Genomic DNA, 26,406 nt, shown 5'->3' with positions numbered 1-26,406 from the left:
GGTGGTGTGAAGTTTGTTCGAAATAGTGGTGGTGTTATACAATATGACGGTTTACGAATCGTCAACGATCAATAGCTTGAACAAGCTTCTCACTTCTCATAGTTTTCCTGAAATAAAACAAGTGACAATTTTTGACAATAGTCCACAAGAAAATAAGCCTCAGGGATTAGAAGAACGTTTTCATTATTATCACAGTTCACAAAACGTTGGTCTGGCAAAGGCTTATAATCATGTACTAAAACAGGGGGATCCAACTAGCGAATGGTTACTAACTTTGGATCAAGATACTATACTTACACAGACCTATTTAGAAGAATTAGTCAAAGAGGCTTCTAAACAGCCACCGTCAGTGGTAGCTATAGCTCCAGTTATCAAAGACGGGGAACAGCAGATATCACCTGTCCGTAGCGATACCCTGCGGCCATTACATACTGAACTACCTAAAAAGGCTCACTTATATTCTCGAGATATCATGGTGATAAATTCTGCCACTGCACTTAGGAAATGCTTTTTAAAAGAAATTGACGGCTATAACGAAGAATTTCCTTTAGATTATTTGGATCATTGGGTGAGCTGGCGGATTTTTATAGAAAAAAAGCAAATAAAAATTCTCTCGCAAACACTGCAACATCAACTATCTGTCTTAGATTATACAAATTATATGAATTTTTCTCGCTATCAGGCAATTATTCAGGCTGAAAAATGCTATTATTCTTTATATGCAACACAATTGTTTTCACGCTATCGCAGACAATTATTACTTCGTGGATGCAAACAGGTGTTAACAGGAAAATTCAATTATGGAAAAATGACATTTAAATTTTTATTCTCAGGAGGAAGAAATGGACACAAGGGCACAAAAGCGAACTAGGGAAATACCAGATGAAAGAACGAGAACCAATCCTTTTGTGTGGCTCGTGGATCAGATTATTCATTTCCGCTATATAATTGGGCTTCTTTTTTTAATAGTAATTGTAGTATTGAATTTAAATGGAAGTTCAATCGGCTCTTGGGATAAGATCGTTTCAGAGCGTAGTGATGATAAGAAAACTGATGTGATATTTGGCGAAAATCGAGAAGTTCGTTCGGACGAGTGGATGGTTCAAACCCCTTTTTATTTTTCACAGGCTGAAAGTGATTACCCAGTTGTGAATAAACAGTATGGCAAAGAAGGGCAAAACATGATTATTGCCTACAATTCACCGGTAAAGGATTTAACGGTGATCGGCAAGCCTTTTAACTGGGGGTTTTTCTTTTTAGGAAAGGAACGCGGACTGTCTTTTTATTGGGGCTTTAAGATCATCGCAATGCTTTTACTAAGCTTTGAAATGGTGATGATCTTAACGAAACGAAACAAATACTTGTCTTTGCTTGGGGCATTTTGGATCACTTTTTCGCCTTCGATTCAATGGTGGTTCATGCAGCACGTAGGCGATTTGATGTTTTTCACCTTGGCAATTATGGTGGCCAGCCATTACTATATTGCGAAGCATAGGAATGTATTGATGCGGCTACTGATGATGAGCTTGATCGTTATTAATGGGATTGGATTTGTTTTAGTTCTATACCCAGCTCATCAGGTACCGTTAGCTTACCTGATTCTTTTTTGGTTGTTTGGGACGTTGATTCATTTTAGGAAAGAACTGGTGTTGGATGCATGGGACTTACCGATTATTATTGGTGGACTTGGAATTATCGGGTTTGTTCTTTTACATTTTTATAATACGTCAAAAGAGGCGATTGATGCGACGCTTAACACAATTTATCCGGGGCATCGAGAAGCTGAAGGTGGGGGGCGTCCGCCTTCTGATTTCTTCTTATTTTTAACGAACTGGAAGATTCCATTTGATAATTTCAATTTCCATGGAACAAATAATGGAGAAGTTGCTTCATATTTCAATTTTCTTCCGTTAACCGTTCTTTTATCTCCCTTTATTTTCTTCTGTAAACGAGGGAAAGAAGAAAAATATATGGGAGCAATATTAGGATTATTCTGCTGCTTCATTTTCGGCTGGACGTATTTTGGTTATAGTCATGGGATCGCGAAGGCTTTAATGCTGACCTACGTTACCAGTACCCGTAGTTTAGTAACCTTAGGGTTTGGTGCGGTTCTCTTGTCCTTATGGATGATCAATTTTATCTGGGAATACACAAAAATTCCTTGGTGGATAAAACTGATTTTCCTAGGTTTAGTCATGATTTTAGCTACCCATTCCGTGACATCTTCTATTATGGGACTGTATTTCAATAACTTTGAAATTTTCATGACCCTAGTAGTGTTTGCGCTAATCATGTTTGCGCTATTGTTCAAACTAAAGAAGTTCTTTATACTAGCAATGACGATCTTAGTATTGGTCTCAGGAATTACAGTGAATCCAATCGTTCATGGAACAGGCGCGATTGATAAGAAGACACTAGCAGAAGAAATCGTCAAGATAAAAAAAGAAGATCCAGATGCATTGTGGCTTTCGGAGGATAATCTGTATAACTTTACTCCAGCCTTGGGAGTCAAGACGATCAACTCAGTTCGTTTCTATCCAGATATGAAGTTATGGCATAAGATTGATCCAAAGCATAAGAATGAAGAAATCTATAATCGCTATGCGCATGTTCGGGCTTTTATTGATAAAGGAAAAACAGATTTTCGTTTAGATCGTCCTGATAATTTTACAGTCACTCTTAATTTCACAGATGCTGAAAAGCTTGGAATCAAATACGTAATCAGCAAGCGTCCATTAGAGGACTACAATCCATTGAATTACGCACAGTTTGAACCAGTATATGGTCCTGATAAGGATAAATGGACGATTTATCGCTTGAGTTTTACTTCAGATGAAGCGCAGGCAGAAGCAGCAGCAAATGTAGACCCGATCGGTGGAACGGACAATTACCAAGAGATCCCTCAACCAGCGCCTGCTGAAGACGGGTACATCAACTAATTAAAGTTCGGAGGAAAAAAATGGTAGAAATCAAAAAAGGTGCGTCAGATCTATTGAACCTCATTAGTGCCTGTATTCTGATTGGAATGACACTGTTATGCTTTTTCCTTTGGACGAAGGGCATAGGCACACAAGGAATGTTTAACATTTATGCCAGTATGAACCGTTACATGCCGATAGGAGCAACGGTCGTTTTAGTATTAAATTTTTATCGTATAAAGCTCGACGACCTCATTTGGATCGGAGTAGCGGTTCTTTCAGTCCTCTTTTTCCGTCAGTTTGATGGGTTGAGAGAAGCCGGCTTTTTACAGGACATTACGATCGCACTGATAATTTTTGTGGTGCTGGATTTCAAATTAGTTCGTTTTACAAAAGGATTGAGGATAGTCTTTGCTGGATTGACAGCAATGGTTTTACTAATTACCGCCTTTCGAATTTTTACAGAGATTCCTGAGCCGGCAGCCGGTATCAGCATTTGGGATAAAAGCAATAAGCTTCAGGAAATTTGGATTAATACCAATACAATCGGGAGCAGTGTCATGTGCTCTAGTTTCTTAACAGCGACGCTCTTACAATCGTTAGAATGGACGTGGGCCAAGCTGCTGAAATACCCTGTATACTTTGCCGCATTAGCTTGTACTTGGGTAGTTCAATCCCAAGCGGCCTTTATCGCAGTAGTCGTTTTCGTCTTTTTCGATTTGTGGCCCAACTTTTTAAAAGAAAAAGCGAAATGGGCCTATGGAATTGGCTATAGTATTTTTCTGATCGGCATTTTTCCCTTGTCGTTGTTTCTAGCAAATTCTAGTAATATTGATTTGTTTACTGGACGGGAAGATATTTGGAAGCATTTCTATGATACTTTGTTTAAAGTTAAAGAGCAGTTTTGGGTAGGAATGCCGCCGTTTACTTTTCAGCGTGGGCAGCAAATCTTAGGCAATCACAATAGCTACAATGCCACGCTGGGGCAATTTGGTTTAGTCGGACTAGTATTAATGAGTCTCTTTATCTTATACAATGTTTGGCTGATCCTTATTAAGGAGGAGACCCAGACAGCACAATTAAGTTTTGTTATCGCCTTTTTTGCAGTACTTTTGCAATCAACGATGGAAGATACATTGATGGCTCCTTATTGGATCCCAATCACCTTCTGTTTGCTAGGTCTGGCTTGGCAAAAGAATCCGGTATATGAAGAACCACTTGATTATTCGGTGAATGTATTCGGTCCGAGAGAAGAGGAAGAGTTTGAAATAAGTCCAACCACTCGGAAAAGCCGCAGAGGATAGTGAAAAAATAGAGCGTTTCTATTGAATTTGTTTTGAAACAAGTTTAATAGAAACGCTCTTTTGCTATGAACCTAAAGGAAACGTATTGTTAAATTAGAAAAATGCCATTTAAATCATTTAAAATGAGAATTTTGATTTTTATCATTATTTAATGAAACGAAAGCCGTTGGAAACAGTCCGTTTGTACAAGGTATTTCATTATCTTAATTCCAAATAAATAATAAGGGTTGAAAGCCTCGTTAAAAAAGGCTTATTTTAGTTGTGTAGAGCTCTCAGGTGAAAGTAATTATTAAAAAGGAAAAGGAGGAGACCATGGAAGATTACGGATTAAATCGCCAACAGCTGTTCCAGCTAAAAAGAGGGACACTGGAAAAGCGAGTAAACAATTATTTCAAAGAAACTCATGACGGTAATGGGACGATTCAATTATTATTAGTACTGTAGGTAAGAGATGAACTGTGTGAAGGGGACTTCTCGCTGCTGCTGAAGGATTTAGTGCAGTACATTTTCTTACACACGCGTTCATCGGCTACGATGCGACGTTTTTATCATTATTTTGCAGAATACTTCGATAAAAAAGAATGGCGTCTGTTATCTCTGAAATTATTTCCAGCGAAAAATTTTATTACTGAAAAAATAAAAGCGCTTTATTCACAAATTGTTAAAGAGCCATTGGCGAGATTAGTGAAATCATGACGATAGAAAAAGTTAGAAAAACACGAAAAAATTAGAGAGGAAGAAAGCGATGTTCACATTAGATGCAGAATTTGAAAATAGCGATGGGAAATCCCAGCATTTACGAATCAAACACTTTGACCCTACGAAGACTGGGGAGGAAATAAAAGCGTCCTTAACGAAATTAACCAAGCTGAACCTATTTGAAAAAAAAGGAGTCGGCTTATTTAAAAAGGTCAAGCACGCGACCTTGATCGAAACCATTGAGACAGAGATTTTTAATAACAATACTGATGCAGGAGTTACTCGATCATCTAATATAAATAATAAAACGGAAGAAGCCGAGCAAAATGTGACAGCTTCTGAAGAATCAGTAGTGGAATTTGGGGATGCTGGCACTTCTCAAGACTTTGTTGTTTGGGAGGAAAGACCAGAGCCTGGTGTGTTGGTTCAAAAGATCGAACTGCCTGTGGAAGTGAATCCTTTAAAAATAACTCAAGAGCAGGTTTTTGCCTTAGTAGTTGCTTGCATGCCTAACGAGTATGAATTGGAAAATATTCAATTCGATGAGAGTGAAAGGCCTGTAAAACTTATTTTGACAGAAAAGCTTAAAGAAAATCTGGCTGATCCTGCAGAGCTTCCAGCAGTTTCGTTAGATCCGCCTAAGAAAAAACGAAAGCGATTACTGGATCGCCTTCGAAAGCGAGAGTAGCGAAGTAATAATTTGAGATGACATGTTAAAAATCCAACGTTGGTGTATAGAAAATAATCAATAAAGTCAAAACTTAAGAGAAATTTTAGCTCGCTAATTTGGCGGGCTATTTGTCGTATCATGGATTCTCAAAAGCTTCTGACTAGGGACACGTCGAATGCTAAAACTTCCTGTGTAGATAGTGTTTGCTGAATAAGTAAAAATAAGCTTTCCAGAAGTAGTTGGATTTAACGAAGCTTTTCTTAATAATCTTGCTTTTACATATATCTTTCTGTAGAATAATAACGTTAATCAACTGTAGAAATAATAAATCAAGCGTTAGATGAGAGGAATAAAAATGTTCAAAGACTTACTGAGTTTTTTTAAAGAGATTTTTCAAAACCGCACCTTACTAAAACAATTTTCCGTTAATGATTTTAAGGCACGTTATGCTGGATCGGCTCTTGGGATCTTTTGGGCCTTCGCCAATCCGTTAGTGATGGTAGTGACTTACTGGTTTGTTTTCGGCGTCGGCTTTAAAGCAGCTATGACGGATGGAAAATATCCTTTTATTGTCTTCCTGTTAACCGGTTTGGTTCCATGGATGTACTTTTCGGAGGTCCTTGGGTCCGCGACGAATGTTTTTCGAGAATATAGCTATTTAGTAAAAAAAGTGGTATTTAATATTCGTATTTTACCATCTGTAAAACTCTTTTCTGCGTTGTATATGCATGTGTTTTTTATAATCATTGCTTTTATCGTAGGCGTATTTAATCATGTCACACCAGGATTGCACATTCTTCAGATGTTTTATTACCTTTTTGCTATGATGATGTTTTTAACGGGATTGACGTGGATCACTTCTTCGATCCAACCGTTCTTCCCAGATATTAATCAGTTTATTGGTGTGATCATGCAAGCCTTGATGTGGGGGACACCTGTCCTATGGAGCATCAATCAATTTGCGGCACATCCAACGATTCAATTTATTTTAAAATTCAATCCAATGTTCTATGTGGTCCAAGGATATCGAGACGCCTTCTTTGGCGAGCAATGGTTTTGGGAGAAGCCTTTGCTGACGATCTATTTCTGGGTCGTAACTTTGATTTTACTAGTGGTTGGAAGCATCGTGTTCAAACGCTTGAAACCACATTTTTCTGATGTTTTATAAGGAGATAAAGCTAAATGACTGAAACAGTAATTGAGATCAACCACTTAACGAAAAAATATGATATGTATAAAAAGCCTTCCGACCGTTTAAAGGAAGCATTGAGTCCGACAAGAAAAACGTACCATGAGGTTTTTTATGCCTTGAATGATGTCAACGTGGAAGTAAAAAAAGGTGAAATGATTGGTTTCATCGGTGAAAATGGTTCAGGGAAATCAACGATCTTAAAAATCATCACAGGAGTATTAACTCCATCAGAAGGTGAGGTCAAGATTGAAGGGAATATTGCAGCTTTGTTAGAGCTGGGATCAGGATTCAATCCTGAATACAGCGGCTACGAAAATATTTTTCTAAACGGGATGGTTTTAGGTTTTTCACGCGAAGAAATGCAAGACAAAGTAGATGATATTATCAACTTCGCAGATATTGGCGATCATTTGTATCAGCCGGTAAAAACGTATTCTAGCGGGATGTTCGTGCGCCTAGCTTTCGCTGTAGCTATCAATGTGGATCCTGATATTTTGATTGTCGATGAAGCGTTGGCCGTCGGTGACTTGGAATTCCAATTAAAATGTATGGAAAAATTTACGGAATTACGCAATGCAGGTAAGACGATCCTATTCGTTTCTCATGATGTGAATGCCGTTCGCCGTTTCTGTGACCGTGTGTATTGGTTGAAGAATGGTGTGGTCGAAGCAGAAGGTGAAACGATGGAAATTACTGAGACCTATGAAAATTTCTTGAAGAAGAAATCATTGAAGACAGTCGATCGAGACAATTCTAGTTCAGAAGACTTTTCTGCCTATGACATTGTAGAAGTAAAATCTGCAGAATTATTGGATGGTGATTTGCAGCCATTAGAGATCGTTGAGCAAGATAGCAAAGTTGTAGTTAAGGTAACATACAATGTCAAAGACGATTCAATTAAGAAGCCAGTACTTGGCGTGGCGATCCGAACGGTAGACAATAATTATGTATGTGGCTTGAATACGTTATTAGATGAAGAATCCATTCCTTGGAAAAAGGGAGAGAATGTCTTCTATTTAGAATATGAAAAAATGGCACTTCTAGGTGGCGAGTATTATTTCGATGTCGCCCTTTTTGAAGAAAATGCAACGGTGCCGTTAGTGTACAAAACAAGATATCTGACAATGTTTATCTCTGGTAAATATGTCGGCGAAGGCATCGTTGTTTTGGATCATAAGTGGAAGGATACGATTTAATTATGAAGTATGATTTTGATTTGTCGCTTGAGGAACATACAAGTGTGGGGAAAATCATCAGTCAGATTACGGATGGCTCTGCTGTTTTAGAATTTGGTCCCGGAAATGGGCGCATGACCCAATATTTAATCAATGAAAAAAAATGTGAAGTAGCGATCGTTGAATTTGATCCGGTCTTATTTAAGCACGTCATGGGCTTTGCCCAGGACGGCTTTTTAGGAAACATCGAAGAATATAAATGGAACGATCACTTTTCAGGTAAAAAGTTTGATTTCATTATATTTGCTGATGTATTAGAGCATTTAACGGATTCAGAAAAGGCACTTCAAGAGGCAAGTAAGTTTTTAGCACCAAATGGGGAAATTTTGTTAACTTTCCCAAATTTGGCGCATAACTCCGTGCTGATTGACCTTTTCAATAATAAATTAGGCTGGAAGCAATATGGCCTCTTAGACCAAACGCATAATAGTTTTTATACCCAGCATGGATTTGAAGAGTTGTTTGAGCGGATTGGGTTGTCGATTCGTCGAGAAGATTTCACGTATTCCCAGGTAGGACAAAATGAACTGCCGGCAAGCTATGAGGAATTGCCGCAAATGGTGCGCTATGATTTTAAAAATCGTCCCTTTGGTGAAGTCTACCAATATTTTTATGCCTTGCGTAAAGAGCCTGTAGAAGAGCCTGAACGAGTGGAACCAATCAACTCTAACTATAATAAGCAGATGCAGCTAGCTTATTTGATTGGTGGAAAGTTTGAAATAGAGCCGTATATTTTTAATAATCAGACAGATGAAAACAAAACAACGACTCATCACGCACCAGCGAATACAGAAAAATTACGAATCGTAATTGGGAAAGTTCCCGCTGCGATTCAATTGTCTGTCGTCGTTGACAATAAATTACTAGAGATCGAAGAAACCAATGCTTCTTGGTATCAAGAGGATCTTTTAATGTTTCCAGATATTACCGAAGAACCTTATGTAGTAATTGACGGTTCGAAAGTAGCAGGAAAAGAATATACCGTGAATGTCAACGTATTAAATGAAGAAGAATTCTTCCCTTCTGAAGTGAAAGTAATGGAAGATGTCGCAAATGAGAAAGCCAAAAATCGTTTGTTGACGTTGAAGTTAAACTATTTTGATCAGTATCAATACCAATTGAAGAATATTCCTTTTGTGGAAGCCAACGAGGAGCTCAAAGGAATCAAACTGACGATTGAGTCAATTGAAAATAATGAGAATGAGAACGAAGCGATTATCAAAGGCTGGGGCTTTTCAGAAAAGACACATCTGCCGTTAGATTATTTACTGGCTTACTCAATGAATCAGGTACAGGTTAACGCGATCTATCGTCCGGACGTGAACGAAGTCTTCGGCGTGGATTCAACAGAAAAATTCGGTTTTATTTTAACCATTAAAGAGCTGCAAATATTAGAAGAGATTAAACTGCTGGTAATAGATGATCAAGATCAGGTTTATCCAATTGTCGCGAAACAAGCAAAAGCTGCTACGACACCAGTCACAAGAAAAATTCGACACTTACTTGGTTCTATTCGGCGCAATGGCTTTTCTGGTGCGGTGAAAAACTATCAACGTTCAAAACAGCAAAGTGCTGACTATGAAGAGTGGATGACTAAGATCGAAGAACCTACACGCACGCAATTAATCGAAGTATCAAAAGAATTAGCGTTCCAACCGAAAATTTCGTTAGTGGTCCCTGTCTATAATGTAGACGAAAAATGGCTGCGAGCATGCGTGAAATCGTTGACGTATCAAGTTTATCCAAACTGGGAGCTATGTTTAGCGGATGATGCGTCACCAAAAGCGCATATTAAACCGTTACTGCAGGAGCTGTCAGCAGCGGATGAGCGAGTAAGAATCGTGCTGCGAGAAAAGAACGGACACATTTCAGAAGCGACAAACTCAGCGATCGAGATTGCTACTGGCGATTACATTGGCTTTTTAGACAATGATGATATTTTAGCGGACACAGCATTATTAGCCGTAGTGAAAGCATTAAATGAAGATCAACAACGAGAGTTTATTTATACAGATGAAGATAAATTATCCATGAGCGGCAAACGCTTCGATCCATTTTTCAAACCGAATTGGAATGAAACTCTGCTATTGGGGCATAACTATATTACTCATTTTGTAGTGGTGAAGCGTTCTATCGTAGAAACTGTTGGCGGTCTGAGAACAGAGTTTAACGGCAGTCAAGACTACGACTTTGTCTTACGAGCTACCGAAGCGGCTAAAAAAATCTATCATATTCCAAATATTCTTTATCATTGGCGCACCATCGAAACCTCTGTAGCGATGGATCCTCAAAGTAAAGAATATGCTTATGTCGCTGGACAGAATGCGGTACAGGCAGCACTTGACCGGCGTCAACTTGATGGTGTGGTTACTATGACTAAAAATTATGGCGCCTACAAAATTGATTTTAAGTATGAAAGAGAACCCAAAGTTTCCATCATAGTAAACGGACAATTAAGGGAGAAACAGCTGGAATCGCTGCTTGCAACAGAATGGAACGATTTTGAAATTCTGACAAATACTGCTAAAGCAACAGATGAGCGTGTCCGAAGCTTGACAGGCAAGAACGAAAATGAATTGGCTGATGAAGCAGCAGGTGAATTTTTAGTCTTTTTAGCAGAAGACCTAGCACCAACACAAAACACTTGGCTAAAAGAAGCGATGAACTTTGTTCGTTTACCACATACAGGCGCGGTTGCCGGTAAAGTCATCAGCAAAGATGACGCGATTTTGAATTGCGGTGTCATTATAGATCCTGCGAATGAGCGGATTGTTTATGAACAGCAGGGACTCTCTAATAAGACGATCGGAACCTATTTTCGTCCAGCGCTGCCGCGTGAGATCTACACGGCAACAGAAGATGCATTGATTCTTCGCAAGGAAGACTTTTTGGCATTAGGCGGTTTTGATCTAAACTTGCCAGCAGCAATTAAGGGAATCGATTTTTCTATTCGCTTAGCGCAAGGAAATAAGAAACTGATTTTTGATCCGTACTTTGAAGTTCGTTATCCTGGCGAAAATCATTTTTATGTAAAAAAAGAGGCCTACGAGGCTTTGACTAATAAATATTCTGAAGAATTGAACGATCCATTGATCAATCCAAATCAATTCAGCATAGGAGGCTAATCCGATGGCAAAAAATGAACAAGTTTGCATTGATCAATGCAGTTTTCATCCAGAAACAAAGCAGTTAGAGATCACTGGCTGGGCTTTGGATCTAGTTTCGAAAAAGGTACCAACGGTTGAAGTACTTGCTGGAAATACAACTAGCCAGAAAATCGAATGGTATTCTCGCTCAGATGTAGCTGCCGCACATAAAACCAGTGCCAGTCTGCAAATGGGTTTTAACCTTAAGGTCGAAGTCAAAGACCCGGCAGAACAAGTGTCCATCGAGTTCCAATTTGAAGCGGGAAAACAGACGCAAGCTTTTATCCCAAACGAAAATATCGCGAAAGAGCCGAAGCAGCCGTCTCAACTCCAATCTTTGTATGGGAAAGCACGTAAAGGCTTGGGCTATCTAAAACGCAATGGGTTAAAAAGTACGCTACGTCGAATCAAGTTGGAGCAGGACAAACAATCCGATGAAAGCTACCAACAGTGGATTGCTGAAAATGAAAATTGGGATATCGCTTCAATCAAAGCAGAAATCCAGGACTTCAGCTATCAACCTGTAATTTCTATTTTAATGCCCGTCTATAATGTGGAAGAAAAATGGTTAGCCAAATGTATCGAATCCGTTCAGAACCAATTCTATCCAAATTGGGAGCTGTGCATGGCAGACGATCATTCTACAGACGCCGCAGTAAGACCGCTACTAGAAAAATATGCGGCACAAGACTCAAGAATCAAAATTGTTTTCCGTTTAGAAAATGGGCACATCTCTAAGGCGACAAATTCGGCTTTAGAAATCGCGACAGGTGAATTCGTTGCTTTATTAGATAATGATGATGAGTTAGCACCGATTGCCTTGTATGAAGTAGCGAAGCGATTAAACGAAAATGCTGATTTAGACTTGATTTATAGTGATGAAGACAAGATCGATATGGCTGGCAAACGGTTTGATCCAGCCTTCAAACCCGACTGGTCACCTGATTTATTGTTGGGAACAAATTATATTTCCCATCTCGGTGTCTATCGCCGTTCAATCATGGAAAAAATCGGCGGCTTCCGTGTAGGCTACGAAGGTTCACAGGATTACGACCTAGTCCTACGCTTCACTGAACAAACATCCGCTGATCGAATCGCGCACATTCCGCAAATTCTATACTACTGGCGTATTTTACCAAGCTCGACCGCTGCCGATCAATCAACGAAGAGCTATGCCTTCGATGCTGGATTAAAAGCAGTGCAAGACGCGATCACCCGTCGAGGAATTCAAGCGACTGTGAATCATGCAGCAGGAAATGGACTATACGATGTAGACTACAAAGTCCTTTCCGAAGATCTAGTCAGCGTGATTATTCCTACACGCAACGGCAACGACGATGTGAAACGCTGTATCGATTCAATTATTGAAAAGACGACCTATTCGAACTACGAAATTGTGATGGCAGATAACGGCAGTGATCGGCCTGAGATGCAGGAACTCTATGCCGATTATCAAAAACAACTGGGCAAACGTTTTGTTGTGGAATCAATTGATATTCCTTTTAACTATTCACGTATCAATAATCTAGCTGCGAAGGTTGCTAAAGGAAAATATTTGCTATTCTTAAACAATGATACTGAAGTGATCACACCAGAATGGATGACAAAAATGGTATCCTTCGCGCAATTCGAACGAATCGGCTGTGTTGGTGCAAAATTGTATTATCCAAATAATACAATTCAACATGCAGGAGTTATCTTAGGAATGGGTGGGGCGGCCGGTCATGGGCATCATACTTTCCCAAGAGGAGACTTCGGCTATTTCGGGAAATTGGAAATAAATGTTGATTATTTAGCCGTTACAGCAGCTTGCTTAATGATTCGCGCCAAAGACTTTGCTGAAATCGGCGGATTCAACGAAGAGCTGACTGTGGCCTTCAACGATGTTGATTTATGCCTGAAAGAATACGAGAAAGGCCAAAACAATGTGTGGCTCCACGGAGCAGAATTGTACCACTTCGAATCTCAGTCTCGAGGCTACGAAAACACACCAGAAAAACAAGCACGATTTGAAAAAGAAACCAAGTATATGGAAGACACTTGGTCAGGCTATATTGAGAATGATCCGTATTATAATCCGAATTTGACACGGGTTGGCGGAGATTTTTCGGTGAGGTTGGGGGAGTAGCTTTCGATATATTAGATATCGAATTTTGTAATTTATTTTTAGACAAAAATGACTTCATATCTAGTATTGGTATGAAGTCATCTTCTTGAAAGGTGGGTGTAATTATATGAAAGTTACAAAAAGTAATAAGTATGGAATATTAACAATTGGCATGGCAACTATATTAATGATCATGCAACATGTCCTTGTTTCAGTTACAGTAATTCCTGAATATGCGCAAAATCCAAAAAGATTTTATATATATAATATTTTGGTAGGGCTTACTGCAATTGGAGGCAACCTTTTAGCTCTATACCTAGGATATCATGCGAATGAAATTAGAGAAAAGAAACCATTACAGCTATTACCAAAGTTCTACTTGATTTATCTAATACTTACGTTTGCAATCAATATATTTTGTAAATCTCTTAACTTGAGCGATTACTGGAAAATATTCTTTCCCATAAGTCAAAATATGTTTGGCTTTGCAGTTTCATTTATGCTTATTTTTCTACTCAGTTCTTTTCTTGTAACTAAATTAGATAAACTTTCTAATTCTCAAATGAAGAATATGCTTATCTTAGTTTCAATTCTTTTCGTCATCTGTCCAACACTATTTGGGAAAGATTTGTTTGGTTTCTCCGAGGGAAAAGGTATCTTGTGGATTGCTTATTTGTTCATAGTCGGATATGGAATACAACGCTATAAAATTATAGATAAATATCGAAATGTTTTTCTGAAATTGATTTTTAGCGGATTTGTTATTGCTTTTTTAGTGTTGTTGATGACTAACGTTTCATTGATTGTTCATAAGGATGTTAGTACCGCAACTCGATTCAGTGTGCCTTGGTCGTTTTTTTCTGCATTTTTTTCACTAAACTGTTTTATCTTTTTTCATACTTTAGAGGAACGATTTAATGTTTTCAAAGCTATATTTAAAAACATTTCTACTTATTTAGTTGTTTCTCAAATATTAATTCATTGGCAACCGATGACTAATTATATCTCGAAAAAATACAAAGAGGCATTTCCAGATTCTGCATTAGATTGGGTAATAAGAATTATTTTTGTAGTCCTTCTTTACCTATTTCTCTCTACCATAATTTCTGTAATTATGGTTATGCTCTTTAAAATACCTGTTTTAAAAAAAATAAAAATGAAAAGAGAAATTTCTGATTGGGATCAATTAATTAATCGTCTATTTAAAATTAAGCAATGGGTATATGAAAGAAGAAAATTAATTTATTCTGGACTATTTTTCTACTTGTTCACTGCTATGCAAATGCTGCTATTTTCAGAAGAAAAGGATATAAAATCGTTAATCAGAACGGCTTTAGTAACTTTTACACTTCGACAAACACAGTTAGTTTTGAACTTAATTATAATTATGCTTTTTTTCCTATTAATTTTCCTGATTACTAAACGTTTTTGGTACGCTTTTAGTTTTACTCTAACTATTGAGCTTCTTGTTACTGTCTCTAATTATTTAAAAATTCAGCTTAGAAGAGAACCCATATTACCATCTGATTTAGTTTTTATTTCCAATCTTGATGAGATATTAGGTATGGTTAGTCCTATAGTCATTTTCATCGCTATGGCAGTTTTAATCGTGTTAGCGATGTCGACATTGTTAATTCAACGACGTGCTAGTAAAATATATAATTTGAAAATAGACAATAAAAAAAGAATTACTAGCATTTTATTAATTAGTGTTCTTCTATCGGGACTTTTGTGGGTTAATCAACCAAATTCGCCTTCCAATGTAGTCTTTCAATTATTTAAAATTAATCGTATGTTCTATAATCAAAGATGGGGGGCTTCAGTTAACGGTCCAATAGTTCAGTTTATAAATAATATTGTCGGAAAAGCAATGGCTGAACCAGAAGGGTACACCAAAGAAAATTTAGAAAAAATCATGAATAAGTATAATATTAGTGCGCAAAAAATTAATGAAACTAGGAACGATTGGTCTAAAGATCAAACGATAATTTTTGTATTAAGTGAGAGCTTTAGCGATCCATCAAGATTACCGAATATGTCTCTAAAACAGGATCCAATACCATTTGTTAGGAACCTTTCGAAGGAAACAACCTCGGGATTGATGCTATCCTCAGCCTATGGAGGTGGTACTGCAAATGTAGAGTGGCAAACACTTACAGGCTTGGACTTGAGCAACTTAGATGCAACCTTGCCTAGCCCTTATACGCAACTAGTTATTAAACAAGATGTGGCTCCAAGTATTTTGAATCTTTTTGACACAGCAGTAGCCATACACCCATATTTGGGCTCATTTTATAATCGTATTGATGTTTTTGAAAAATTTGGTTTTAACAGTTTCCATTATCTTGAAAGTCCTGATGGGTTAAAATACACAGATAAGATTGGTAAAAACCCCTATGTTTCGGATGAGTCGGCATATAAGGAAACATTGGATGTAATTAATGACAACGATAATAAAACTCAATTTATTCAACTTTCAACAATGCAAAATCATACACTTTATAATGACTATTATGAAGAATATGATTTTGATTTTAGTGGAGCAGCTATTCCTGAAGCTAATAACTCTGCTATGAAAACTTATTTGAAAGGGTTAAATTATTCGGATATTGCGTTAGATAATTTTATTGCGGAACTTGATAAGATTGAAAAACCTATTACCTTAGTGTGGTACGGAGATCATTTTCCTAGTATCTATAATACAGAAGAAATAAAAAAAAATCCGCTGATATATAGAGAGACGGATTATTTTGTATATAACAATTCGTATATACAAAATAAACACAATGACAATTCTCATCAGTTAGTTTCGCCGTATTCATTTCCTGCTTTAGCTCTGGAGCAAGCAAATATAAAGGTAACCCCATATTATGCATTATTAACTGAAGTTATAAAGGAAATTCCTGCAACAACAAATGATCCAGATTCAAATGGCAATAGTAAAGATAATGATAAGAAAATATTTGTTAATTCAAAAAATGAAACATTCAACAATACTGATCTTTCAGAAAAACAAAAGGAACTGTTAAGTGATTATATGTTGATTCAATACGATTTAGTCGCTGGTAAACAGTATGCTGCAAAATGGGCTTCTAAAAAAACAATTGAATGAGAGTAAAGGTTAAATAATTAAAATAGCTGATTTCTCTTTTGGTAGTGCAATTTGATTATTATAGTAATTCTAGTTTTTATATCAGTTGAATAGGAAAAGCGACGCGATTTTTGTGTCGCTTTTTTATAATGATACATCCTTATATTAGTTCGTACTTTTTGCTACAATGTAGATATTAGGATGAGGGGTGTTGGAAAAATGGATTTTATTTTTTTAATCATTATTTTTTTTATTATATCAACTGTTACAGCAAATTCAGATTATTTAAATCAAAGCTTGTCAGTTGAAACTACGACGAATTTGCAAATTATAGCTGTTTTTTTTGTGATTTTACATCATTTGTCGCAAATTCTTAGAGACTATCCAGATTCTTTTTTATCCTCTAGGTTGATAATTGCAGGTAGATTAGCTGTAGGATTATTTTTCTTTGTCTCTGGATATGGATTAATCAAACAATATAAACAAAAAGCTCGTTCCTATCTAGATACTTTTTTCAAGAAAAAGGGCATGAGTATTTTTATTCCATTTTTATTAGCGATGGTTGTTTACTTTATTTACCGAAACCTGATTGGCGAACTAAACTTTTTTACAGCAATGTACTCACTAGTAAACGGAAATCCATTTGTTGGAAATGGCTGGTTTACTATAATGATTATGTATCTGTATGTTGCATTTTTCGTTAGTGCTTTATTAGGAAAGGAAAACGATTTACTGCTGTTTTTTGTTTTCCTTTGGGAGTCATTTGGGGAGCAAAAGAGTACGATATTACTAACTTTTTCTTTAAACGGTATCGAGTATCATTAGGATTCTTGGCAGTGTTATTTAGTTTTTTCTTATATACGGATGAAATATTTTACCATCCACTTATCCGGTCACTTTCAGTTCTTTTTTTTGTTGCTTTAGTAGCCCTTTTTAGCTATAAAGTAACCTTTAAAAGTCCAATATATTATCTATTAAAAAATTTCTCTTTTGAGCTATATTTGTACCAAGGATTATTTATTCAACTATTTCGCAGCGAAACAATTTTTATTGGAAACCGTTTGTTGTATGCATGTTCAGTCATTATAGCTACAATGTTACTAGCATATTTAATGCAGTTCATCGCTTCGGAAATAAGGACATTCATAAAAAATGAAATTCATTTATTTTAAAATACCATATGAAATAAATAACTTGATATTGATAAAACATAATCTTCCTTTACTGGATGTTGACGAAGCTTTGTTATTGAGGCTTATTCAAATTTTAATATGTATCCAGTTTTCTAAAGGTTTGAGATCAGAATTCTCAATCAATTATTGGAGTTATGTAGAGGGCATATCTATTTTTCTTTAATTAGTAATACTATCTTGATAGAGGTGATCGAATAGATAAATTTGATCGCCTTTTTGTTCTTTTCTTTTTCATTACTTTTCTTAGGAAAGCTACTCTTTTTTTTGGCTATATGGTAAGATGTGTAATGGATTATTTCGTGGATTAGGAGTGTTTGTATGAATAAAAGTGGCGAATGGAGCGCCGCCCGTCGAATTTTTATTATTTTGATGGATGTGATCGTTTATAACCTCTCTGTCTATTTTAGTTTTTGGCTAAAGTTTGACGGGGTCATCCCAATAAGAAACTTTCAAACCTTTGAGAGTTCTGCATTATTTATTTCAGTTTTCTTCATCATATTGAATGTCTTGCTCGGGACCTATGTTTTTTATAACAGAATAGTCAGTGATATTATTTTTGTTACAGTTATTGGGCAATTTTTAATGTCTTTGGGTGTTATGATTATTACTTTCGCTGGACGATGGTTTGCTTTTCCAAGGACAGTTATCCTAATTTCTTTTTTATTAGGAACAATTTTATTGATTATCTATCGAACAATTATTTATAAAGCTTATATGAGATTGAGTTCAGATAAAAAGGTAACGATTCTTGGTTTTGAAAAAGACGTTGCACCAGCAATTCAGAATTTTAGCTCACAAAAAAATAATAAACATAAGGTACAGTCTGTCGTATTGGATCGCTTTTCTGATAATTTGAGTAAAATCATTGATGATGTGGATATTGTCTATTTAGCATCAGAAATCGAAGAATCTGAAAAGATAAAAGTTTACCAGTTAGTTACTAAGGCGGAAAAGAAACTCTTCTTAAATACCACTTTTGAGAATTTGGTAACTATCAATCCCAATATTATGAACTTCGAAGATGAAAGTATTATTGAATCTTCGGGCTTTAGAATTCCATCAGAAGATGCCATGTTGAAACGTCTTTTCGATATTGTTGTATCGGTGATTTTGTTAGTGATTGCTTCGCCTTTTATGTTGATTACTGCTATTTTGGTGAAAGCAACTTCTCCAGGGCCAATCATTTATAAACAGATTAGAATCACACAAGATCAGAAAGAATTTCCCATCTATAAATTTCGCTCAATGAGTGCAACTGCTGAGTCCAAATCTGGACCTGTTTTGGCGAAAAGCAATGATGCACGGGTAACACCTGTTGGTAAATTCATTCGTGCTGTTCGTTTTGATGAGCTGCCACAATTGATCAATGTTCTAAAAGGAGATATGTCGATCATTGGCCCGCGTCCTGAGCGACCTTTCTTTGTTACACAGTTCAATGAGGAAAATCCTTACTATTACTTGCGACACAATGTTCGTGCTGGAATCACTGGGTATGCTCAAGTTTACGGGAAATATGCCTCTGACTATAATAGTAAGTTGAAATTCGATTTGCTGTACATTAAAAAATATTCTTTTATGCTAGATTTAAAAATATTGCTTCAAACTATTAAGATCCTCTTTGATAAAGTATCTTCACAAGGTTTAGAAGAAGAGGTATGTACATCGTTAGATAAAATAGATTTTCCAGAAGAGAAAATCTATAAATAGAAGGAGTGTTCTTTTTGCGAAGTGCTGATGTTAGTTTACTGATGTCTGTATATATAAAGGAAAAACCTGAATACTTTAGGCAGTCACTGAAAAGTGCTCTTGATCAAACTGTCAAGGTAAAAGAGATTGTTTTAATTTTAGATGGTCCCATCACAACCGAACTACAAAATGTAATCATTGATTTCAAGAAAAGTAATTTAGAAGTGTTAAAGGTTGTTCCATTGGATACTAATGTTGGATTAGGAAAGGCTTTGGCTATAGGTGTTGAAGTCTGTAAGTTTGACTTGATTGCTCGAATGGACACCGATGATATTATGCTTCCAGATAGGATTGAAAAACAGTATTCAGAATTTAGTAATGATCCTGAGTTAACAATTGTTGGATCTAATATAGATGAATTTTATGACTCTCCTGAAAGCATTGTTGGTAGAAGAATAGTACCAGAAACGAATGAAAAAATTCGAGATTTTTCAAAAAGACGTAATCCTTTTAATCATATGACTGTTATGTTTAAAAAAGATGCAGTTTTAGAAGTTGGAAATTATCAACCAATGATGGGATTTGAAGATTATTACCTTTGGGTAAGGCTGTTAAGAGCAGGTTTCAAAGGAAAAAATATACAAGAATCACTCGTATATGCAAGGACTGGTGAAGATATGTATGCGCGTAGAGGTGGTAAGAATTATTTTGTTAATGGTTTAAAGGGACGAAAAGCTATTTATCGTTCTGGATTAGGGTCATTGACAGATTATTTAGTTTCTTGCTCTGCTCATATTATTGTGAGCCTTCTGCCCAATAAAATCAGGGGACAAGTATATGAAAGAAAACTCAGAAAATAAAATGAAGCTTTCAATAGTGGTTCCAGTTTATAATGTTGAAACTACTATTGAAAGAGCTGTTCAAAGTTTGTTTGAAAATAAATACAAAAATATAGAAGTATTGCTAATTGATGACGGATCCACTGATAATAGTGGAGTGATTTGTAAGGGATTATCGAAGAAATCAGATAAGATATACTGTTATCATAAGGAAAATGGTGGATTGTCTTCTGCGAGAAACTTTGGGTTGAAAAAAGCTACTGGTAACCTTATAGCATTTTTAGATAGTGATGATTATTATCTACCTGGATGTATTGATAAAGTAATGAAAGATTTCCAAAAAAATGATCCGGACATCATATGTTTTGGCTTAAAAAAAGGTAAGACAGAAGAGGAATCTATTGAATTAATTGAGAAAAAACAGGCACGCTGTAACAATACTGAAGCTATCAAATTGCTCTTCAAGAGCAAAGCAGTGGATTTCTATGCATGGAATAAAGTTTTTAAAAAAGCTATTTTTGATGGTATCGAGTTCCCTGAAGGAAAATTGTATGAAGATATGGTGCCAGTTTATCATGCTTTTAAAGCAGCTAAAACTATTGATATTCTAGATTTTGCAGGAATATTTTATTTTCAGAATAGTAGTAGCATTGTTTATCAGGATTTTAATCCTAAACAATATGATAATGTTACACAAAGGAAAATTCTTTTAAAAAGTATAAAAATTGAGTTTCCACAATATTTAGACTTGGCTAATGCGAGATTAATAGATGGCTACTTATCTACAGGATTCAAAATTGGTCTTACCAAAAGAGAAAATCCTGAGAGAAAAAAATACTACGACATTTCGAAAATGGAAATCAAAAGCTTGCTGAAAGAAGTCAAAGGTAATAGGGAAGTTTCCTTTGCTAAAAGGATTGCATTATATTTGTACCTACTTAATTCAAATTTGTATTCCGTTTTATATAAACGAATTATAAAAAAATAATAGGAGCTGAATTATATGATAACTGCAGTAATTATCGCTGGTGGAGTAGGAAAACGAATGGGCCAATCTATACCTAAACAATTCATTATGATAAATAATAAGCCGATTATTATTTATACGTTGGAATCTTTTGAACATCACCCGTTAGTAGATAGAATTTTAGTAGTTTGTAAATCTGGTTGGGAAGAGACTCTCAAGGGATATATAAAAGAATTTGGACTAAAAAAAGTTGAATGGATTATTGAGGGAGGAAGTATAGGACAAGAGTCTATAAATAAAGGTGTTCAATTTTTAAAAGACTATTCTGAAAATGATGATACGATCATCATACACGATGGTATTCGACCTTTAGTTGACGAAATAGTATTGTCTGACGTAATCGTTAAATGTCAGGAATATGGAAATGCCGTAACTTCTTTGCCGTATAATGAACAAATTTTTATCAAAGATACTGAAGAAACGACAACATCTTACATTGATAGAAATACTATTAGAAGAGTTTCAACACCACAGGCTTATAAATATGATAAATTGTTAGCTTCCTATAATAGAGCTGTGGAAGAAAAAATCGGTATGACTGATTCTTCTTACACTAACACGATGATGGTTGAATTAGGTGAAACGCTTTATTTTGCTGCAGGGTCAGACAAAAATATTAAGTTAACTACAACAGACGATCTAGAGCTGTTTAAAGCTTATCTTAAAATGAATGATTAGGAGATGAACAAGTTTTGCTTCAATCCAACAGATTATACATGGATGATATTTCAACAATCTCTAAAGATTTAGCTAGTTTAAATGTCAAAAATAAACGTTTTTTAATTTTGGGAGCATCTGGATTAATTGGACGCTTTTTTATTGATGTGTTAATGCATGCTAATAAGATATACGGGTTAGAAAATACTGTAATCGGTGTTGGCAGAAGCAGAGATAAATTATTAAAGATTTTTCCTAGTTACATTGAAGATGCTTATTTTAATATAGTAGAAATTGATATTAACAAAAAAATTCCTAATGATTTAGAATGTGATTATATCCTGCAGGCTGCCAGTAATACTCACCCTAAGGCTTATGCAACAGATCCAATAGGAACGATTACTACAAATATTATTGGTACCCAGAATATTTTAGAATTTGCTCGTGAGAAAAAAGTTGAAAAAACCATTTTCTTTTCTAGTGTGGAAATTTATGGTGAGAATAGGCATGATGTCAAATATTTCGATGAAAGTTACATGGGGTATATTGACTGCAACACTTTAAGAGCTGGTTATAGTGAAGCCAAAAGAACTAGTGAGGCTTTATGCCAGGCCTATATATCTAAATATGATTTAGATATCGTTATTGCCCGTATAAGCCGAGTGTTTGGACCAACTGTTTCTAAAGATGATTCGAAAGCCTCCACTCAATTTATTTTTAATGGGGTAAATAAACAGAATGTCATCCTAAAAAGTAAAGGAGACCAATTATTTTCCTATAGTTATGTTGGAGATGTCGTTTCTGCTCTATTAGCATTGATAAGCAAAGGTGTTAAGGGCGAAGCATATAATATTAAAGGACTAAATAGCGATGTAACACTAAAACAATTTGCAGAGAGTATTGCAAATTACTCGAAGACGAAAGTCGTATTTGATTTGCCAGATGAAATTGAAAAAAAAGGATTTTCAACAGCTACTTTGGCATTATTGGATGATACAAAAATAAAAAATCTTGGTTGGACACCGAAATTTGAATTTGAAGAATCTTTAGAAAAGACAATTGAGATATTGAAAGAGGAGCTTTTTTCATGATTGCAGATATAAAAATTCACTCATACTTCGAACGATTTCGTTCTTTTTATGTTCTTTATTTTGGAACGATACTGATTTTGAAGGAATTTGGACCGTACGATTTTATACCGAAAATTTTGAATACGATTCTGGTTGTACCAGCAGGTATAATTGGAGTACTTTTCATTCTGTATGATTTAATTCAGATGATTAAAACAAAGAAATTTTCTTACAATATTCTCCTATTCTTATTTTTAATTATCATGGGAATTTCGAGTTTACTAAATTATCGTTATAGTATTGGGTCAAACATCAAAATACTATTAAATGAAAGTATATACTTGCTTGTAATATATGAGTTTAGTCACAATAGGAAATATTCTGAAATTATAGTAGAAACGTTTGCTAAGCTTCTAATCTCGATTTGGTTTGTAATGGTAACCATTTCAAATGTAATGTTCGTTTTTCAAATGCAGTATAGTGTAAAATTGCCAAATAGATTTCATCCGTTAAGACTTGGATTTCTTGAAAATAGATTATTTGGTGTTTTTTCTGACCCAAACTTTGCGTCCACGATTTGTTTGGTATCAATAATATTCTCTTTTATGTTTTTATTCCAAAAGCAAATTAAAAGCAGACTTTTACGTATTTTTCTTTATATTAATAGCTTTTTCTGCCTTAGTTTCATTCTATTGTCTGGTTCAAGGACCGGGTTAGTGGAGACTTTAGCAATTGTATTTATTGCTGGTTTTACTTTATTAAACCAATACTTAGTTAAAAAGGGGAAATCTGTGCCTTTTAGTTTGTTAATAAGTTTGATTGTTTCTACTATATTAACTGGTATTATTTTCTTTATTCTGAATGTGCTTAAACAGGGGCTTACATTGATTCCGGATTTTATTGAAAGCTTAAAAATGAGAACTGAGAATAACAATGTCAATATTCTCAAAAAAGAAAAGCCAGTTAATTTGACTAGGAATGATGTATCTGATTCTGATGATCTATCCAATGGTCGTTTTGGCATTTGGAAAGCAGGATTTTTAATGTTTAAGCAAAATATCTTGTTTGGTGTTGGTCCATCGCGTGAAGGTATAGTGAGTTATGCGAAAGCTTTTCTGCCGGAAACATATGTTGCAAAAACAGGTTTATCTCTTCATAGTTTTGTTGTTCATACGCTTGCTGGCACGGGAGCTATTGGATTTATCACCTTCTTTTCTTTCTATTTAAACAAAGCTTTTATAGCCATAAAAGCCGTTTTTTTAGATAAAAATCTATATAAGACAGTTTATTTTTATGATGTTTTAATCATTGCAGCAATTAGTATTAATGCAATTTTGTCGTCCGAGATTATTTTAGTGAATAAAATTGGAGCGTTTCTTTTCTGGTTATTATTAGGGCAATTGGTTTATCAATATTTTCCTAAAAAAAATTCTAAACATAGTGTTGCTTAAGAAAGAAGTGTTTTTTTGAGATCGAAACTAAAGATAGTTAGAGTAGTTTTTCTTAGAATCATCGATTATTCCATATTCTATTTGTGTTATCCACTTCTTCTCTTTTTTCCTGTTAAAAAGAATAAAATAGTTGTTTCAAATTTTTGGGGTAAGGCATATGGAGAAAATCCAAAATATATTGTTGACTATTTGTTAAAAAATTATTCTGATTTAGATATAGTCTGGCTTTGCAAACCAGAGATTATACAAAATAAGCATAGTGAGTTTCCAAATGAAATTCGTTTAATTAAGAACAATTCTTTGAAAGCCTTGTTAGAATTACATACCGCGAAAATTTGGATCGATAATTGTCGGAAAAACTTTTACCCTAGAAAACGAAAGAGTCAATTCTATCTTCAAACTTGGCATGCTGGGTTTGGACTAAAACGAATTGAACACGATATTGAGCAAGCTCTTAGCAAAAGATATGTTAGAGTAGCAAAAAAAGATTCTAAAATGTGTGACCTCTTAGTCTTCGAACATTCAAAATTATTTAAAAATTTACAGTATACGTTTTGGTACTCTGGAGAGTTTTACAGAAATGGCATACCCAAGAACGATATTATTGTAAAAAATGATGTTTCAACAATTGAAAAAGTATATATGTATTATGGAATTGACAAAAATAAAAAAATTTTGCTTTATGCTCCTACTTTTAGAGAAGATGGTAGTCTTGAGATTGATTCAAAAAGTCTTAAAAAGCTTAAGGAGAACATTGAAGCTAAATTTAAGTTTGAAATAGTTATACTCTTGAGGTTACATCCCAATGATATTCTGAGACACGCTGCGTTAATTCATGAATTAACAAGTGTGGATTACATTATAAATGCCAATGACTATCCTGATACTCAAGAATTACTTTGCGCATTAGAAATATTAATTACGGATTATTCATCTATTTTTGGTGAAATGTTAATCTCAAAAAAGAAGTGCTTTTTATATGCTTATGACTATGAGAAATATATGGAAAATCGTGGATTAGTATTAGAATTAGATAATTTACCATTTCCAGTTTCAAAAAGCATGAATCAACTTGTTAATCAAATAGAAACCTTTAACGAATTTGATTATTCTACTTCAATTGAAAAATTTAATCAGGAATATGAAGTTTTTGAATCAGGCGAAGCCAGTAAAGAACTAGGCGATCGAATTATTATAGAAATGAGTAATTAAAATTTTATAAGATAGGTTTGAAAATAATGGAACTACTGAAACTAATTGAGAAATTGCATCTTGGAGCAATAGTGTATCGGCCGAGAATTAAATATTCCAAATCTTTGGATGCAGATAGGCGAGCATTTAACGCATACAAGTATTTAAGTAAGAGATACGAACCACAGTACAAAAAAGAAGAAATGAATACTAGTAATTATATCTGGATTTGTTGGTTACAGGGTATTGAACAATCGCCAGAAGTAGTTCGTGCATGTCTAAACTCTGTTAAAAAAAACTGTAAAGGGAAAGAAATTATTTTTTTAGATGAAAATAATCTTGATAATTTTATCAATTTACCAGATTATATTCTAACTAAATGGAAGCAAGGAATAATTTCTAATGCGCAATTTTCTGATATTGTTCGTGCGGATCTATTAACTAGTTTTGGAGGAGTTTGGATTGATGCAACAGTTTTTCTAACTGCTCCCATAGAAGATTATATCAATGAAGCAGATTTATTTGCATTCAGAACAACTTTTAACGATAGTAAAGAAGCTCCAATCTTAATCTCAAGTTGGTTTATATCTTCCAAAAAGAACAATCCCATTATCACTGAAACAAGAAGATTGTTATTAGAATACTGGAAAGAGCATAATGTTTTAATTAACTACTATCTTTTTCATCTTTTTTTTAGCATGGTAATTAGAAGTTTTCCAAATGAGTGGGAAAATGTCCCTCGACAAACCAATGGCAATTCTCATCTCCTTCAATTTCGATTAAATGAGAAGTATGAAGAAAATGAATTTTCGAATTTGTGTAAGTTGACAAATATTCATAAGCTAACTTATAAAGACGTTCGATATAATCCAGGAACGTATAGTCATTTTCTTGTAAAAACGGTTGTGGATTTAGGAGATGAGGTATAGC

General features: G+C 35.1%; 18 protein-coding genes and 1 pseudogene. All 19 read left to right on the top strand.

Annotated elements, in window-relative coordinates:
- Positions 1 to 13: 13 nt before the first annotated feature.
- The gene (locus J9537_RS10130; RefSeq protein ID WP_010745950.1) at positions 14 to 871 is read left to right on the top strand and encodes a glycosyltransferase; all 858 of its coding nucleotides are present in this window, start codon (positions 14 to 16) and stop codon (positions 869 to 871) included.
- A complete protein-coding gene (locus tag J9537_RS10125) occupies positions 843 to 2,939 on the top strand; it encodes a DUF7657 domain-containing protein (RefSeq protein WP_218256071.1) in 2,097 nt (698 codons plus the stop codon). Before J9537_RS10130 ends, J9537_RS10125 begins: the two co-directional genes overlap by 29 nt.
- A 20-nt stretch (positions 2,940 to 2,959) precedes the next feature.
- Positions 2,960 to 4,222, top strand: a complete 1,263-nt coding sequence (locus tag J9537_RS10120) for an EpaQ family protein (RefSeq protein ID WP_218256069.1) — start codon at positions 2,960 to 2,962, stop codon at positions 4,220 to 4,222.
- A gap of 312 nt (positions 4,223 to 4,534) precedes the next feature.
- Positions 4,535 to 4,918 (top strand): annotated as a pseudogene (locus tag J9537_RS10115) (hypothetical protein).
- Between the two features lie 49 nt (positions 4,919 to 4,967).
- The gene (locus J9537_RS10110; RefSeq protein WP_218256068.1) at positions 4,968 to 5,609 is read left to right on the top strand and encodes a DUF2922 domain-containing protein; all 642 of its coding nucleotides are present in this window, start codon (positions 4,968 to 4,970) and stop codon (positions 5,607 to 5,609) included.
- 337 nt (positions 5,610 to 5,946) lie between these two features.
- Positions 5,947 to 6,759 carry an ABC transporter permease gene (locus J9537_RS10105; RefSeq protein ID WP_010745955.1) on the top strand — a complete coding sequence of 271 codons (813 nt, stop codon included), beginning with the start codon at positions 5,947 to 5,949 and terminating at the stop codon, positions 6,757 to 6,759.
- Between the two features lie 14 nt (positions 6,760 to 6,773).
- The gene (locus J9537_RS10100; RefSeq protein ID WP_028020287.1) at positions 6,774 to 7,979 is read left to right on the top strand and encodes an ABC transporter ATP-binding protein; all 1,206 of its coding nucleotides are present in this window, start codon (positions 6,774 to 6,776) and stop codon (positions 7,977 to 7,979) included.
- 2 nt (positions 7,980 to 7,981) lie between these two features.
- On the top strand, positions 7,982 to 11,143 hold the full coding sequence (locus J9537_RS10095; RefSeq protein WP_218256066.1) for a glycosyltransferase: 3,162 nt from the start codon (positions 7,982 to 7,984) through the stop codon (positions 11,141 to 11,143).
- Between the two features lie 4 nt (positions 11,144 to 11,147).
- Complete coding sequence (locus tag J9537_RS10090) at positions 11,148 to 13,292, top strand: glycosyltransferase family 2 protein (RefSeq protein WP_218256064.1); 2,145 nt, start codon at positions 11,148 to 11,150, stop codon at positions 13,290 to 13,292.
- Between the two features lie 106 nt (positions 13,293 to 13,398).
- On the top strand, positions 13,399 to 16,383 hold the full coding sequence (locus tag J9537_RS10085) for an LTA synthase family protein (protein WP_218256063.1): 2,985 nt from the start codon (positions 13,399 to 13,401) through the stop codon (positions 16,381 to 16,383).
- Positions 16,384 to 16,581: 198 nt separating this feature from the next.
- Positions 16,582 to 17,187 carry an acyltransferase family protein gene (locus tag J9537_RS10080; protein WP_218256061.1) on the top strand — a complete coding sequence of 202 codons (606 nt, stop codon included), beginning with the start codon at positions 16,582 to 16,584 and terminating at the stop codon, positions 17,185 to 17,187.
- A 686-nt stretch (positions 17,188 to 17,873) separates the two neighbouring features.
- Positions 17,874 to 19,262: a sugar transferase gene (locus tag J9537_RS10075; protein ID WP_010745962.1), complete on the top strand. Its 1,389-nt coding sequence runs from the start codon at positions 17,874 to 17,876 to the stop codon at positions 19,260 to 19,262.
- Between the two features lie 14 nt (positions 19,263 to 19,276).
- Positions 19,277 to 20,101 carry a glycosyltransferase gene (locus J9537_RS10070; protein ID WP_010745963.1) on the top strand — a complete coding sequence of 275 codons (825 nt, stop codon included), beginning with the start codon at positions 19,277 to 19,279 and terminating at the stop codon, positions 20,099 to 20,101.
- Entirely contained in the window at positions 20,079 to 21,068 is a 990-nt protein-coding gene (locus tag J9537_RS10065) for a glycosyltransferase family 2 protein (protein ID WP_028020459.1), read from the top strand. The genes J9537_RS10070 and J9537_RS10065 overlap by 23 nt, the downstream gene beginning before the upstream one ends.
- A 15-nt stretch (positions 21,069 to 21,083) precedes the next feature.
- Positions 21,084 to 21,785 carry an IspD/TarI family cytidylyltransferase gene (locus J9537_RS10060; RefSeq protein ID WP_010745965.1) on the top strand — a complete coding sequence of 234 codons (702 nt, stop codon included), beginning with the start codon at positions 21,084 to 21,086 and terminating at the stop codon, positions 21,783 to 21,785.
- A 14-nt stretch (positions 21,786 to 21,799) separates the two neighbouring features.
- Entirely contained in the window at positions 21,800 to 22,855 is a 1,056-nt protein-coding gene (locus J9537_RS10055) for an NAD-dependent epimerase/dehydratase family protein (protein ID WP_010745966.1), read from the top strand.
- On the top strand, positions 22,852 to 24,285 hold the full coding sequence (locus J9537_RS10050; RefSeq protein ID WP_010745967.1) for an O-antigen ligase family protein: 1,434 nt from the start codon (positions 22,852 to 22,854) through the stop codon (positions 24,283 to 24,285). The genes J9537_RS10055 and J9537_RS10050 overlap by 4 nt, the downstream gene beginning before the upstream one ends.
- A gap of 15 nt (positions 24,286 to 24,300) precedes the next feature.
- Positions 24,301 to 25,497, top strand: coding sequence for a CDP-glycerol glycerophosphotransferase family protein (locus tag J9537_RS10045; protein ID WP_218256060.1), 1,197 nt, complete (start codon positions 24,301 to 24,303; stop codon positions 25,495 to 25,497).
- 26 nt (positions 25,498 to 25,523) lie between these two features.
- Positions 25,524 to 26,405: a capsular polysaccharide synthesis protein gene (locus J9537_RS10040; protein WP_010745969.1), complete on the top strand. Its 882-nt coding sequence runs from the start codon at positions 25,524 to 25,526 to the stop codon at positions 26,403 to 26,405.
- The last annotated feature ends 1 nt before the right edge of the window (position 26,406 follow it).

The organism is Enterococcus raffinosus (genome assembly GCF_019175485.1).
GTDB lineage: Bacteria > Bacillota > Bacilli > Lactobacillales > Enterococcaceae > Enterococcus_A > Enterococcus_A raffinosus.
Note: the sequence above shows the minus strand (reverse complement) of the source record. Positions and strands in the feature narration are given on the sequence as shown.